This is a genomic window from Streptomyces sp. NPDC058221, from assembly GCF_042882365.1.
In the GTDB taxonomy this organism is placed as follows: Bacteria; Actinomycetota; Actinomycetes; order Streptomycetales; family Streptomycetaceae; genus Streptomyces.
Window position 1 is genome coordinate 36,636 of sequence record NZ_JBHVWF010000007.1, and the last position, 14,021, is coordinate 50,656.

General features: G+C 68.9%; 12 protein-coding genes. All 12 read right to left on the reverse strand.

Annotated elements, in window-relative coordinates:
- Window positions 1–23: 23 nt before the first annotated feature.
- Window positions 24–860 carry an alpha/beta fold hydrolase gene (locus ACFVW8_RS04195; RefSeq protein ID WP_389686031.1) on the reverse strand — a complete coding sequence of 279 codons (837 nt, stop codon included), beginning with the start codon at window positions 858–860 and terminating at the stop codon, window positions 24–26.
- Window positions 857–1,825, reverse strand: a complete 969-nt coding sequence (locus ACFVW8_RS04200; protein WP_389686032.1) for an alpha/beta hydrolase — start codon at window positions 1,823–1,825, stop codon at window positions 857–859. The genes ACFVW8_RS04195 and ACFVW8_RS04200 overlap by 4 nt, the downstream gene beginning before the upstream one ends.
- 90 nt (window positions 1,826–1,915) lie before the next feature.
- Window positions 1,916–3,454 carry a family 20 glycosylhydrolase gene (locus ACFVW8_RS04205; RefSeq protein ID WP_389686033.1) on the reverse strand — a complete coding sequence of 513 codons (1,539 nt, stop codon included), beginning with the start codon at window positions 3,452–3,454 and terminating at the stop codon, window positions 1,916–1,918.
- Between the two features lie 747 nt (window positions 3,455–4,201).
- Window positions 4,202–4,903: a GntR family transcriptional regulator gene (locus ACFVW8_RS04210; protein WP_389686034.1), complete on the reverse strand. Its 702-nt coding sequence runs from the start codon at window positions 4,901–4,903 to the stop codon at window positions 4,202–4,204.
- A 137-nt stretch (window positions 4,904–5,040) separates the two neighbouring features.
- Window positions 5,041–6,423 carry an acetate--CoA ligase family protein gene (locus ACFVW8_RS04215; protein WP_389686035.1) on the reverse strand — a complete coding sequence of 461 codons (1,383 nt, stop codon included), beginning with the start codon at window positions 6,421–6,423 and terminating at the stop codon, window positions 5,041–5,043.
- Window positions 6,420–7,226 (reverse strand): enoyl-CoA hydratase/isomerase family protein, encoded by an 807-nt coding sequence (locus ACFVW8_RS04220; RefSeq protein ID WP_389686036.1) that lies wholly within the window; start codon window positions 7,224–7,226, stop codon window positions 6,420–6,422. The genes ACFVW8_RS04215 and ACFVW8_RS04220 overlap by 4 nt, the downstream gene beginning before the upstream one ends.
- Complete coding sequence (locus ACFVW8_RS04225) at window positions 7,223–8,380, reverse strand: CaiB/BaiF CoA transferase family protein (protein ID WP_389686037.1); 1,158 nt, start codon at window positions 8,378–8,380, stop codon at window positions 7,223–7,225. Before ACFVW8_RS04225 ends, ACFVW8_RS04220 begins: the two co-directional genes overlap by 4 nt.
- A 5-nt stretch (window positions 8,381–8,385) precedes the next feature.
- A complete protein-coding gene (locus tag ACFVW8_RS04230) occupies window positions 8,386–9,594 on the reverse strand; it encodes an acetyl-CoA C-acetyltransferase (RefSeq protein ID WP_389686038.1) in 1,209 nt (402 codons plus the stop codon).
- Window positions 9,595–9,640: 46 nt separating this feature from the next.
- The gene (fabG, locus tag ACFVW8_RS04235) at window positions 9,641–10,396 is read right to left on the reverse strand and encodes a 3-oxoacyl-ACP reductase FabG (RefSeq protein WP_389686039.1); all 756 of its coding nucleotides are present in this window, start codon (window positions 10,394–10,396) and stop codon (window positions 9,641–9,643) included.
- A gap of 11 nt (window positions 10,397–10,407) precedes the next feature.
- Entirely contained in the window at window positions 10,408–11,571 is a 1,164-nt protein-coding gene (locus tag ACFVW8_RS04240) for an acyl-CoA dehydrogenase family protein (RefSeq protein ID WP_389686040.1), read from the reverse strand.
- Window positions 11,568–13,517, reverse strand: coding sequence for an AMP-binding protein (locus ACFVW8_RS04245; protein WP_389686041.1), 1,950 nt, complete (start codon window positions 13,515–13,517; stop codon window positions 11,568–11,570). Before ACFVW8_RS04245 ends, ACFVW8_RS04240 begins: the two co-directional genes overlap by 4 nt.
- A 28-nt stretch (window positions 13,518–13,545) precedes the next feature.
- Window positions 13,546–14,013: a MaoC family dehydratase gene (locus ACFVW8_RS04250; protein ID WP_389686042.1), complete on the reverse strand. Its 468-nt coding sequence runs from the start codon at window positions 14,011–14,013 to the stop codon at window positions 13,546–13,548.
- Between the last annotated feature and the right edge of the window lie 8 nt (window positions 14,014–14,021).

A 14,021-nucleotide genomic window follows, 5' to 3' on the forward strand; every position in this document is an offset into this window, starting at 1 on the left:
GACGAGGCAAGGACTTGGTGGGGTCAGGCCGGCCGGGTACGGCCGAGGTGGCGCAGCAGTGCCTCGATGACGACTTCAGGCGCGTCCTCCTGGGGGGAGTGACCTGCGCCGGCGATGACGACGAGTTCTGCGCCGGGGATCATCGAGGCGAGCCGCTGTGCGGGCTCGCGAAGTCCGGCATCCGTTTCCCCGACCACGATCGTGGTCGGGAGATCCAGAGTGCCGAGACCATTCACCGGCGGGAACGAGTTAAGTTCGCGGGCCAGTGCGTCGAAGGCCTCGACATCGGTGGCAGCGAGTCTGGTGATCATTCGGGCGGCGACGTCGTCAGCCGGACCGCTCATTCCCTCCTGGGCGCGCAGGAAGTCGACGACGAGCTGAGCCACGACGCCCATGCCGGACGCGCGCCCCACAGCGGCGATCTCGGCGACCTGTCCGGGGACCTGGAACTCGGGAGCCCCGGCGGTGTCCATCAGGACCAGGGAGGTGAGTTCGTCCGGGTGGGCGACGGCATGGATCATCGCGACCACCCCGCCCATGGAGTGCCCGACGAGATCCACCCGCTCGGTGCTGAACTCGGCATGGGCCCACGCGAGCACCCGGCCGAGATCGGAGACGAGCCGGTCGATGGTGTAGGAACCCGCGGGGCCATGGTCGCTCCCACCGTGGCCGCGGTGGTCGTAGGTGATGACCGTGCGATCGGCGGCGAGGTCTGCGGCGACCGGATCCCAGTCGGTGAGTGCGCCGGTGTATCCGTGAACCAGCACCAGCGGACGTCCGCCGCCATGGCGGCGGTACTGGATCCGGAGTTCGATGCCGTCGTCGGTCCTGACGGTTGCCGCCTCGGGTGCGCCGGTCATCGGCCCGCCTCCGCGGCGCATGGGTGCAGTGCGCCGGCCAGGGCCTCGACCACGATGGCGTGATAGCGGGCCGCGGGCTCGGGGATGAGCGTCTCGAAGCGCTGGGATCCGTGGAGCTGCCCGAGCCAGAGATGATGGGTGACCGGTACACCGGCCGCCTCGAGGCGGCGGGCGTAGTGCTCCCCGCCTGCCCTGAGCGGGTCGTACTCGGCCGTCATGACGAGGGCCGGTGGCAGGCCCTGGAGATCCGCTGCGAGGCCGGGCGACGCCAGCGGGTCGTCGGCCCGGTGGGGCGGCCTGATATAGAGGTCCGCCGCCTGCGCCATCCCGTCGACCTGGAGGGGAGCCCCCTCCGGATCGATCCGGACGAGGGACTCCGGCCGGAGATCGACTGCGGGAACCTCCAGGACCTGCAGCAGGATCTCCGGACCATGGTTGTCCCTGGCCAGACGGGCGACCGCGGCCGCGAGTCCGCCACCGGCACTGGCGCCGCCAAGGGCGATCCGGTCTGCGTCCACACCGAGTTGTGCGGCGTTGGCGTGCACCCAGAGCAACGCCGCATAGCAGTCGTCCACCGGTCCCGGAAACGGATTCTCGGGGGCGAGACCGTAGTCGACCGAGATGACGACGCAGTGCGCGTCCCTGGCGATCCGGCCGCACGGTACGTCGAAGAGCTCGGCCTCACCGGCCCAGAAGCCGCCGCCGTGCAGGTAGAGGTAGCCCGGGAGCACTTCATCGGCGCGCGGGCGGTAGACGCGAACGGCAACTTCGGGCCCGTCGGTGCGCGTGGCGGTGTGCTCGGTAACGGCGATCCCATCGGCCGGCGGTCCGTAGAGCGGAATCACGGCCGACCGGTGGGCGGCGTGTGCCGCCGCCCGGAAGTCGTTGATGAGGTCGGGGGACAGCTCCGCCCCGCCGGCCTGTTGGGCCTGGTGGAGCGGCAGCAAGGGCTCGAGAAGCGGCAAGAGAGGGACCTTTGTGTGCAGGGTCTGGTGACGTGGCAAACCCTGCACCACAAGAATCTGCAATGCAATAGATAGTCGATTATTTGCTTTCTATCGGCTCATCCTCCAGGCGATGAGGCTGGACCGGAACCACGTACGCCAGCCGTGCGCCTCCCACAGATGGGGCTGGATCGCGAGTGCGTCGGCGTGGGAGTCCCAGTCGCCCGTGCCGCTCCAGGCGACCTCCGCGATGCTCGCCAGTCGCGGCAGCAGCAGGAAGCCGAGGTCGTCGATGTCGCGGACGGTTTCCGACCACAGCGCCGCACCGACTCCGCCGATGTTCATCGCTCCGGACCGTGGCGCCATGGCAGCCGGGTCCCATCGGTAGGCCGTACTCACCGGGGCGGGAGTGTAGGCACGCAGGCCGAGCCGGGCGCGCCGCTCTTCCTGCCCGGGGTCGAGGCCGGGTTCGGCGTACGGGCGGTCGAGGTAGGCGTGCGCCGCCGGGGACGAGATCACCGGGGCTCCGGCGGCCAGCGCCGAGGCGAGGTCGCCATCGCTTCCGGCAAGCGATGCCTCCATCGCCGCCAGCACCTCGGGAGCGAGTGCACGCTCGACCACGGCGCGGTCGGTGTCGACGACCATCCAGTGCTGGATGACGTCGTCGGCGCCCAGTCCGGCGCGCGCCGCTTCCTGCCAGCCGACGGGGCGCCGGCCGGCGTCACGGATGACGGCGCGGGCGTGACGCACCACCGCGGCGAAGAGTTCGTCGGGCATGCCGAACGTCTCGTCACCGCCGATGTGGACGTGGCGTCCGCGCGTCATGGCGGCCACCTGCCTCAACACCTGATCGAGGATCGCGAGCGCCCCGGGTCGCGTGGGGTCGAGCCAGCCACCCCGGTCCGGCCCGCAGGCCGGAAAGGCGCGCAGCAGGGCGGCGCAGTGGCCGGGGAGATCGATCTCGGGGACGAGCGTGATACCGCGGCCCTCGGCGTACTGGACGAGGCCGTTCCAGTCCTCGACGCTGTAGTGCTCCGCGTTCTCGGTGAGCTCCGGGAGTCCGGGGATCTCGATACGCCAGCCCTGGTCGTCGGTCAGGTGGAGGTGCAGGACCGAGAGCCGGTACAGGGCGGCGAGATCGACGATCCGCTTCACATCGGCGGGCGCGATGAAGGTGCGCGCCACGTCAAGAGTGAGGCCCCGCCACGAGAAGCGCGGCCCGTCCTCGATGAGAATGCCGGGAAGCCGCCCCGGCGTACCCCGGACCGCCGCGTCCGCGAGCAGGTGCCGCACGGTCGTCAGCGCATGCCTCGCCCCGGCGCCGTGAGTCGCTTCGATCACGATGCCGTCGCGGTCCACGGTCAGCGTGAACCGCTCATCGACATCATGGGCCGGCACAAGGCCGCGCGCTGCCGGTATCCGCACCGGGAGCTCGGCGACGTGCCGGACTTCGATGGCCGGTCCGCCACTGGGCCGGCCCGCGACGGGGAGGGTGCCGTCACTCCCGACGTCACGGCGGAACTGCTGACCGAGGTGGCGCCACCCGTCGGGCGCCAGCATGCGGTCCAGTGACCACGGGGTCAGTGTCGGCCCGGGGCCGGACACCCGGACCCACTGCGGTCGCGGAACCACGCCGAGCGTTGCACTCATCCCGCTTCTCGTCATGGCCGGGTCCCGACCCGGTGGACGATCCCTGCGCGACCCAGGGACCGTTTGCGAACCTCGTCGGGCCCGTCCGCAAAACGCGGCGACCGTGCAGCCGCGGACAGGCGTGCGGTCAGACAGTCCTTGGTCCCGACACCCGACCGGTCCAAGAAGGCGTGTACTGAGATGGTGAACAAGCCATGGTCGAGGCCTGCTTGGTAGCGCTCGCGCAGCATCAGGGCCCTGTCGCCTGGAGGTTGATGAGACCCTCACGAGCCTAGCTCATTATTGATTCTTGATGAGATACTCGATTGTTAGAGCCGGCCTGCCCGGCTCGATGGCGGTAGACCTGCCGGCCCAAGCGCCGGGAAGCGAGCCCTGAAACAGTCGGTGATCTTGGTGGAGTAAGTGCCCCTGCAGGGAGCGGCCGCCCGGGCCACACAGCAGAAGGCCGGCCTCGGGGTGCGTCGTGACCGGCTGCCGGAGCCTTCATCTGCGCCATGGAGAAGACCGGGAAAAGGTCGAGCTCATCAACGTGGGGATGAAGTGGGGATGAAGCAGTGGGGAGGAGGTTCGGCTGACCAATGTCGGACGAACATGTTGTCCTGCGGGTTACTCTCGACGGTCACGACATCGATACCGAAGGGATGTCATGGGCGGCGACCCGCTTCTCAAAACCCTGGTCGCCAGAGCCTTCAGACAGTTGCGCCGGCGTTCTCGGCAACCTGATCGGGCAGGACGACCGGAACAGACTCACGACTCCTCCTGACCCCGCCACAGGCCTCGCTGGGCGAGGGTCTCGATCAGCGCGTCGCCGCCGCTGAGTATGTGGTCAACCATGAGGGTTCGGGCGCGACGGGCGTCTCTGTTGCGCAGGGCCACGACGATCTGCGGATGGTCGTCGCTGGTGTGCTCCACCTGGCCTTCAATGGCCACGTAGAAGGTATTCGACAGGTGCTTGACGACCGAACCGAGCAGCAGCGCGAGCCGGTGCGAGCCGGCCACCATGTTGACCGTCCGGTGGAATTGGTGACCCAGGACGGCGAGGGCTCGGCCGTCGTCCGTGCCGACAGCCACCTTGTACCTTTCACAGATCGCGTCCAGCTGCGCGATCTCGGCGGGCGTGATCGCCTTCGCCGCCCGAGCCACCAGCTCACCCGCAAGAGTCGCCTGTGCCCAGAAGAGATCCCGAACGTCCTGGCGGGTGAAGGGCTCCACGACGAAGCCCTTGCGGGGCACGAGCCTGACGAAGCCCTCGCTGCGCAGCGCCAGGAGCCCTTCGCGGACAGGAGTGTTGCTCACACCTACCGCCTCCGCGATGGGCTCCATGCGGAGAAAATCGCCCGGGCGCACCTCCCCGGAGATGATCATTTCGCGCACGTAGGAGGCAACTTCCTCCGGAAGCTGCTGCCGGGCGCCACGCGCGTTCGCTCTGATCGCATACGGGTCCGACATGCGCCACCCCTCACATCCCCAGTACAATACTAAATATATTGTACGTCACAATCTATTCGCCTCGATCGAGGGCAGCCTTCATGGCACCGCCCGGGTGGCCGGTAGGTCAGACATCCCGCCGACCACCGATACGGAGGTCATCCCCGGCGGCTGTGCGTCACCACATGACTCATGCACTGCACGGCGCGGTCAGGCTCGCTGTACGTCGGGACCCCGGCCCTCAGGAGTTCCAGCCGCGGCCGTCCGCTGCCCCCGGTCCAGGCGACCAGGAAGGGCTTCTCCGTACTGCGGTACGCCTTGGTCAGGATCTCGACGATCTCGCCGGAGCCCTTGTCCGCGTTGCCGAGCACCACCAGGACAGCATCGGTGTCGTCGTTCTCGTTGACGACCCGCAGCGAGTGCACCAGCAGCGACCGGTCGTTGATCATCGCCCCGGTCATGTCGATCGGGTTCTTGACCGCGCCGAAGTACGGGAGTTCACCGGCGAGGGCATCCCGGTCCGCATCGCTCGCCCACGTGTCCACCTGCAGGCCGAGCTCGACCGCCCGGTCAGCGGCCAGGGCACCCGCGCCACCGCTGAGCGTGACGATGGTCAGCCGGCTCCCCTCGGCGCGGCGCCCGTCAGCGAAGGCGAGGGCGGCGTCCGACAGCGCTTCCATGCTGCGGACCCGGATCGCGCCCTCGGCGACACTGGCCGCTTCGAACTCCGCATCGTCCCCCGCGACGCTGCCTGTGTGCGCGGCGACAGCCCGGGCCCCGGCCTCGCTGCGCCCCGACTTCAGCAGTACGAGGGGCTTGTCGTGGGCCTTCGCGGACCTGGCGAGGCCCCGCAGTGCCTCCAGATCCTTGACACCCTCGATGTGTCCGAGGAGAACGTGCACATCGTCCGCATCGACCAGTGCCGACAGCACCTCGGGGACCGTGACGTCGGCTTCGTTGCCGGTGTTGCCGAAGTACGTGACACCGAGGCCGAGGCTGTTCATCGTGCTGTAGGTAAAGGTGCCGACCGCGCCGCTCTGTGAGACCAGGGCGATCGGCGAAACCGGCCGCTCGCTCTCGTCGTCGAAGGCCGTGGAGAAGGTGGCGAAGGCCCGGTGGGCCAGCGCGAAGGTGCCCAGGCAGTTCGGGCCGACCACGCGCATCCCGGCGCGGGCCGCGATATCCGATATCTCCTGCTGCTCGGGGTGGCCCTTCTCACCGATCTCCGAGAAGCCGGAGGCGAAGACGGTGACGGCTCCGACACCGGCGTCCGCGCACTCCCGTACCGCGTCCACGACCGCGGGCGCCGGGACCACGACGATCGCCAGGTCCACCGGGCCGGGCACCTCCCCCACCGAGGCGAATGTCTTCACGCCCTGGACCTCGCTGCGACGTGGGTTCACCGCGTACAGGTCGCCCTTGTAGCCGAACTTCTTCAGGTAGGCCAGCGGGCGGCCCGACAGCTTGTCCGGATCGGAGGAGGCGCCCAGCACCACGACGCTGCGCGGCCGGAAATACAGGTCGGCAACCGAGCGGGTCATGAGTGGGCCTCCGGGCGGAAGACCGGCTTGCGGCGCTCACGGTGGGAGGCGACGCCCTCACGGACATCGGGCCCCCCGAAGCCGAGGAACTCCAGGCCCAGCGAGGCATCGAAGATCGGGCCCTGCTGGCGGTACCACTGATTCATCGAGTGCTTGGTCCAGCGGATGGCCTCCTGCGCACCGCCGCTGAGCTCGTCGGCGATCTTGCGGGCCTGCTCCAGCAACTCCTCCGGCGCCACCGACAGCGACACCAGCCCGGCGCTCTCCGCGTCGGCGCCGGAGATCTCCCGGCAGGTCAGCAAGAGGTATTTGGCCTTCGCCATGCCGCACAGCAGCGGCCACACCATCGCCGCGTGGTCACCCGCGGCAACGCCCAGGCGAGTGTGGCCGTCGATGATGCGGGCGTTGGCCGCCGCCACGGAAATGTCGGCCATCAGCGCGACCACCAGACCCGCGCCGACCGCCGGCCCGTGGATCGCGGAGATGATCGGCTTGGAGCAGTTGATGATGTTGTAGAAGAGGTCGCGGGACTCGCGCATGACGCGCATCCGCACGTCGTAGTCCTCGATCTGGGCGTCGATCAGGGCGAAGTCGCCACCGGCGGAGAAGGCCTTGCCCTCGCCACGGACCAGCACGGCCCGTACCTCGGGGTCGCGGTCGATGATCGGCCAGATCGCGGGGATCTCGCTGTGGGTCTCCTCGTCGACCGCGTTCAGGTTCGGACCGTCGAAGACGATCTCGAGCACGCCGGGCCGGTTCCGCTCGATGCGGAGCCGATTGAACTGACTGTAGAGGTCGGTCACGGAATGTCCTTTCGGTCGATGGCCGGCGCGTCGCCGCGCCAGGCGTTGATGAGCTCGGCCACGCCGGTCCGTGCCCCCGTGGGGACGTCGGGCTCCCGGGCGGGCGTGCGGCTGAACCGCGGGACGGGAGCGGGGTGAAGCACATCCCCGAGTTCCGTGTACAGCCCGCGGTAGGCGTTGTGCGGGTGCACAGCTGCCTCGTCGAAGTCGAGGACAGGCGTGACGCAGGCATCCGTCCCGTAGTAGGTCTCCGCCCACGCGTCACGGCTGCGGGTGCGGATCACACCGGCGATCAAGCCGCGCAGCCGCGGCCACTGGGCACGGTCCTGCTGGCCGGGCCAGTCGTCGGAGTCCACGCCGAGGTGCTTGAGGAATTCCGCGTAGAAGTCGCCCTCCAGCGCTCCGACCGCCAGATACCTGCCGTCAGCACACAGGTAGGTGTCGTAGAACGGGGCGCCGCCGTCGAGGTAGTTCGTGCCGGCCTCGTCCGAGTACATGCCAGATGCACGCAAGCCCTGGATACGGGCCGTCAGCGCCGCCACGCCGTCAACCATGGCAGCGTCGATGACCTGGCCGTTCCCGGAGGACTTCGCCTCCAGGACTGCACAGACGATGCCGAAGGCGGCGAAGGTGCCACCGCCCGCGTAGTCCCCGAGCAGGTTGATCGGCGGCATCGGCGAGCCGCCCTCACGGCCCAGCGCCTGCAGAACGCCAGACTGCGCCACGTAGTTGATGTCGTGCCCGGCCGTTTGGGACAGCGGCCCGGACTGGCCGTACCCCGTCAACCGTGCATATACCAGTGAGGGTCGGTGCCGCAGCAGCTCGTCGGGGCCCAGGCCCAGACGCTCGGTGACGCCGGGGCGGAAACCCTCGACGAACACGTCCGCCTGCGCCACGAGGTCGAGTACCGCGGCGCGGCCCTGATCGCTCTTCAGATCCACTTCGACGGTGTCGACCCCGCGGTTGGCGATGTCGTGTCCAGGATCCATGTTCTGCGTCTGCGCCAGGGCCCGCGCGGGCCGTGCGGCCGGGCGCGCGACCCTTACGACCTGAGCACCCATGTCCGCCAGCAGCATGGAGGCGTACGGTGTCGGCCCCATGCCCGCGAGCACCACGACCCTGATACCGGCCAGTGGCCCGGTTCCCGTGCCCATCTTCGTCACCTCCGCTCGAAGACGGCCGTCAGCCCCTGCCCGCCACCGATGCACATGGTTTCCAGCGCGTAGCGGCCCTGCCTGCGGTCGAGTTCGCGAAGCATGGTGGTAAGGATCCGCACACCCGTCGCGCCGACGGGATGGCCCAGCGAGATGCCCGAGCCGTTGACGTTGAGGCGCTCGAAGTCCGCCTCGCCGAGCCCCCATGCCTTGGTGACGGCCAGGGCCTGGGCAGCGAAGGCCTCGTTGAGCTCGATGAGGTCCATATCGGCCAGAGACACACCCGCCCGGGCCAGGGCCTGTTCGGTCGAGGGCACCGGGCCGATGCCCATGCGGCTCGGCTCCACGCCCGCCGCGGCCCAGCTGACCACCCGGCCGAGCGGGCGCAGACCCAGCTGTTCGGCCTTCTCCGGCGTGGTGACCAGACAGGCGGCGGCGCCGTCGTTCTGGCCGCTGGCGTTGCCGGCGGTGACGGTGGCCTCCGCGTCGACCTTGCCGCGCACGGGCCGCAGCGCAGCCAGGCTCTCCAGCGACACGTCGGAGCGTGGGTGCTCATCCTTGTCGACCACCACGTCACCCTTGCGGGAGGTGACCGTCACCGGGACGATCTCCTCCTTGAACCGGCCGTCCTGCTGGGCGGCGACAGCCCGCTGGTGCGAGGTGCAGGCGAGCCGGTCCTGCTCCTCGCGGGTGACGCCGTACTCGCGGCGCAGGTTCTCCGCAGTCTCGAGCATGCCGCCCTCGACCGGGTGGAACTTGCCGCCGGAGGTGATGCGGCCACGGGCAATCCGGTCCCACATCGGGCTGGAGTCGCCGCGGAAGCCGAAGCGTCCGCCGACCACGTAGTGCTCGGCCTGGCTCATACTCTCCGCACCACCGGCGATCACCACGTCGCAGGCGCCGGTCTGCACCCGCATCGCCGCGTCCAGTACCGCCTGCAGCGCCGAACCGCAGCGCCGGTCGAGCTGTGTGCCCGGCACGGTGATCGGGAAGCCGGCATCCAGCGCGGCGACGCGGCCGATGGCCGGAGCCTCGCCGTTGGGGTAGCACTGCCCGAACAGCACATCGTCGACCTGGGCCGGGTCGATGCCCGTGCGGTTCACCAGCTCCTTCAGAACCGTGGCAGCCAGCTCCGCAGCCGACAGGCTCTTGAAGACCCCGCCATAACGGCCCACCGGCGTGCGCAGCGGCTCGCAGATGACTGCTTCGCGCATGTCGTCCTCTCTTCGTTCAGGTCCGTGAGGTATGCGAGACGGGCCCTCAGATCCCGCGCCCGCCGGTGACTTCGAGTACGGCGCCGTTGATGTACGACGCCATCGGGCTTGCCAGGAACACCACCGCGTCCGCCACCTCTTCGGGCGTGCCCGCACGCCCCATGGGCACCTCGGCCTCCTTGGAGGCGAAGATCTCCGGCTTCATGGCGAGCGTCATATCGGTGCGGATCAGACCGGGCTGGACCGCGTTCACCCGGGCTCCGGAGGGGCCGAGCTCCTTCGCGGCCGCCTTCGTCAGCCCGATCAGACCGGCTTTCGCGGCGCTGTAGTTGGTCTGGCCGGGATTACCGATCTTTCCCGACAGCGAAGACACGTTGACCACGGCACCGCTGCCCTGCTCACGGAACAACCCCGCCACCGCGCGGGTGCCCAACCATGCGCCCTTCAGGCTGACGTCGAGCACCAGGTCGAAGTCGTCGGTCGTCATCTTCGTCATGTACCTGTCGCGGGTGACGCCCGCGTTGTTGACCAGGATGTCGACGCCGCCGAACTCCTCCAGGCAGCGTGCCACCAGCTGCTCCTGGTCTCTCTCGCTGGTGACGTCGCACGCGGTGGCCAGTACCGGCGCGCCGTTCGCCCGCCACGACTCGATCGATGCGGCCGCCTTGTCAACGTCCACATCCGCGATCATGACCTTGGCACCGTGCTCCAGCAGGGCCTCGGCAATCGCCAGCCCGATGCCCTGGCCGCCACCGGTGACGATGGCGGCCTTGCCGTCGAGCATGCGGTCTTCCTTGCTCATGCGCCTCTCCATCAGTACGACTTGGGAAGACCGAGGACCTTGGTGGAGACGTAGTTGAGCACCATCTCCTGGGAGATCGGCGCCACCTTCAGCAGGCGCGACTCCCTCCAGAACCGCTCGACGTAGTACTCCTTGGCGTACGAGTAGCCGCCCAGCGTCTGCATCGCGCGGTCGCAGGCCTGGAAACCGGCCTCGCTGCCGAGGAACTTCGCCGCATTGGCCTCGGGGCCGCAGGGCTGCTCCGCGTCGTACATCTCGGCGGCTTTCATGGCGATCTGCTCGGCTGCCTGCAGACGGATCCAGGAGTCGGCCAGCGGGTGGGCCACGGCCTGGTTCTTACCGATGGGGCGGTCAAAGACGACTCGGGAGTTGGCGTACTTCACGGCCTCGTCCAGGGCCGCGCGGCCCAGGCCGATCTGCTCCATGGACACCACGATGCGCTCGGGGTTCAGACCGTCAAGAAGGTAGGAGAAGCCCTTGCCGACCTCGCCGACGACCTCGTCGTCACGGACCTCGAGGTTGTCGATGAACAGCTCGTTGGAGTCGATGGCCGAGCGGCCGAGCTTTTCGATCTCGCGGACGGTGATGCGCTCGCGGTCGAGGTCGGTGAAGAACAGCGTCATGCCGTCCATCGGCTTCTCGTCGGTCCGCGGGGAGGTGCGGGCCAGCAGAAGGATCTTCTGGGCGTTCTGGGCGTTGGTGATCCACACCTTCTGCCCGTTGATGACCCAGCCGCCGTCCTGCTTCACCGCACGGGTGGTGATGCGGGAGGTGTCGACGCCGGCGGTCGGCTCGGTCACCCCGAAGGCCATGAGCAGCTCCCCCTTGGCGATCTTCGGGAGGAACTCGCGCTTCATCTCCTCCGAGCCGTGCCGGATGATGGGGCCCGGCGGGAAGATGTAGAAGTGGATCGCCGAGGCACCGGAGGCACCGGCGCCGGAGTAGCCGATCTCGTGGAGCATGACGGCGGACTCGACGAGGCCCAGACCGATGCCTCCGTATTCCTCGGGGATCATCGCGCCGAGCCAGCCGCCTTCGGCGAACGCCTTCACGAACTCCCAGGGGTACTCGTGCTTGTCGTCCTTCTGGCGCCAGTACTCCAGGTCGAACTTGCGGGCCAGTTCTCGCGTCGTCTTACGGATCAGTTCGAGATCCGCGGGGTCCTTCTCCGTCATCGCTGTTCTCCTGCTTCGTGGTGGGGTATGTCTTCCAGCGGAGTGGCCGGATCGAGTGACGACATGTCTCCGAGCGGCAGGCCGAGGTGGCGTGCACGGATCGCGCGGCGCATGATCTTGCCGTTCTTGGTCTTGGGAAGGGTCGGCACGACGACGACGGTGGGTGCGAACGACCGGCCGACGTGGTGGACGGCTGCGGCGACGAGGTCGTCGTGATCGGTGCGGTCGGTGACGACCACGAAGGCGACGACACGCTGCCCGCGGTCGGGGTCGGGCACGCCGACCACAGCCGCTTCGGCAATTCGGACGTCCTTGAGCAGGGCCGCTTCCAGCTCGGCGGGGCCGACCCGGCGCCCCGACACCTTGATCGTGTCGTCGGAGCGTCCGTGGAGCCGCCAGGTCCCGTCGGCGTCCACGCTGGCCAGATCGCCGTGGTGCCACACCTTCGGCCATCGGTTCCAGTACGTCTCCAGGTACCGGGGGCGGTCCCGCCAGAAGGCGTGGGTCATACCGGGCCAGGTGTTGTGGACGACCAGTTCGCCCATTTTGCCGGTGACCTGCTCACCGATGTCGTCGAGGACAGCGACGTCCATGCCGGGCAGCGGACCGTTGAAGGCTGCCGCCTCGCTGGCGAGGAAGGGGTAGGTGACCAGAATGCCGCCGCCGGTCTCGGTGCCCCCGCTGTAGTTGACGATGGGGCGGGTGCCTCCGCCGACGGTCTCGAACAACCACTGCCAGGTCGACTCGTCCCAGGTTTCACCCGTGGAGGCGAAGGAACGCACGGTGGGCAGGTCCGCGACGTTCCCGCCGCCGGCGTTCTTCACCGCGCGGGCGGCCGTGGGCGCGATGCCCTGGAAGGTGACGTTGTTGCGCCGGGCGATGTCCCACAGCCGGTCGGGGCCGGGGTGGGTCGGCACCCCTTCGGTGAACACCACTGTGGCGCCCAGCTGCAGCCCGCCCATGATCAACAGCGGACCCAGCATCCATCCCATGTCCGCGATCCACGCGATCACGTCGTCCTCATGGATGTCGAAGCCGTAGGCGAAGTCGACCGCCGCCTTGACGGCGAAGCCGGCATGCGAGTGCACGATGCCCTTGGGCGCGCCCGTCGTCCCGGAGGTGTAGATGAGCGTCAGCGGATCCTGGGCCTCGGCATCGACGGTTTCGACCGGCGCCGGGCTTGCCGGAAGGTCGTCCCAGTAGACGTCGCGGCCCGCCTGCATGTCGGTGCCGTCCCCGAGGTGCTGCACCACGACGACTCTGCGCACCGACGGCGCGTCCTTCAGCGCCTCGTCGGCGGTGGCCTTGAGGCCGACTCTCTTTCCGCGGCGGGTGGTGCCGTCGCTGGTCACCAGCGCCACCGCCTCGGAGTCGCGCAGCCGCATGGCCAGCGCCTCCGCGCCATAGCCGGTGAAGGCCGGCACCGAGATCGCGCCGATCGCCGCGCAAGCCAGGAAGGCCACGACGGCCTCCGGCACCACCGGCAGGAACAGCACGACCCGGTCGCCGCGCATGACGCCCAGGCCGGCGAGGTTGGCCGCGAACCTCCGTACCTCACGGTCGAGTTCGCCGTACGTCAGCGCGCGGCGCTGGCCCCCGTCACCCTCGTAGACGACGGCCGTGGCCGCCGCTCGGTCGCTCGATGCGTGGCGGTGGGAGCACAGGTCGGCCGCGTTCAGTCGGCCTCCGGTGAACCAGCGCGGGAACTCGTGTCCCTCGGAGTCATCGCGGACCGCCTTGAACGGGGTGGTGAAGGCGATGTCGAGGTCGTCGACCACGGCCCGCCAGAACCACTCCGGATCCCGGAGCGACCGGTCGTGCAACTCCTCCAGGTCGGAGATGCCCCAGCGCTCCATCGCCCGCAGCAGCCGGCTGCGGCCGCGCTCCGCGTCGCCGGGAACCCAGTCGGGCTCCGCCGGCGCGGCGAACCGTCGCGGCTGTGTCATCAGTTCTTCTCTCCTGTCTGCGGATTGCTCAGGCGGCGGTGTCAGCGGTGTCCCGCTTGAACATCAGGCCGGCACGGGCGCAGTCGCACACGATCTCGTCGCGCTGGTTGATGCCGTAGTGGCGGAACTGGACGATCCCGGAGTCCTTGCGACTGCGGGACTCACGTTTGCTCACGATCTCGGTGCGCACCCGGACGGTGTCGCCGTGGAACAGCGGCTTGGGGAAGGTGATCTCGCTGAAGCCGAGGTTGCCCAGCGTGGTGCCCTGGGTGGTGTCCTGCATGGAGATGCCGGTGACCAGACCGAGGGTGTAAAGGCTGTTGACGATGCGCTCGCCGTAGATGCTGTCCTTGGCGTACTCCGCGTCCAGGTGGAGCGGCGCCAGGTTGAGCGTCAGGGCGCAGAAAGTGATGTTGTCGCTCTCGGATACCGTGCGACGGGTCTGGTGCTCGATCACCATGCCGGGTTCGAACTCTTCGAAGTACAGGCCGGACATCTTCGCTC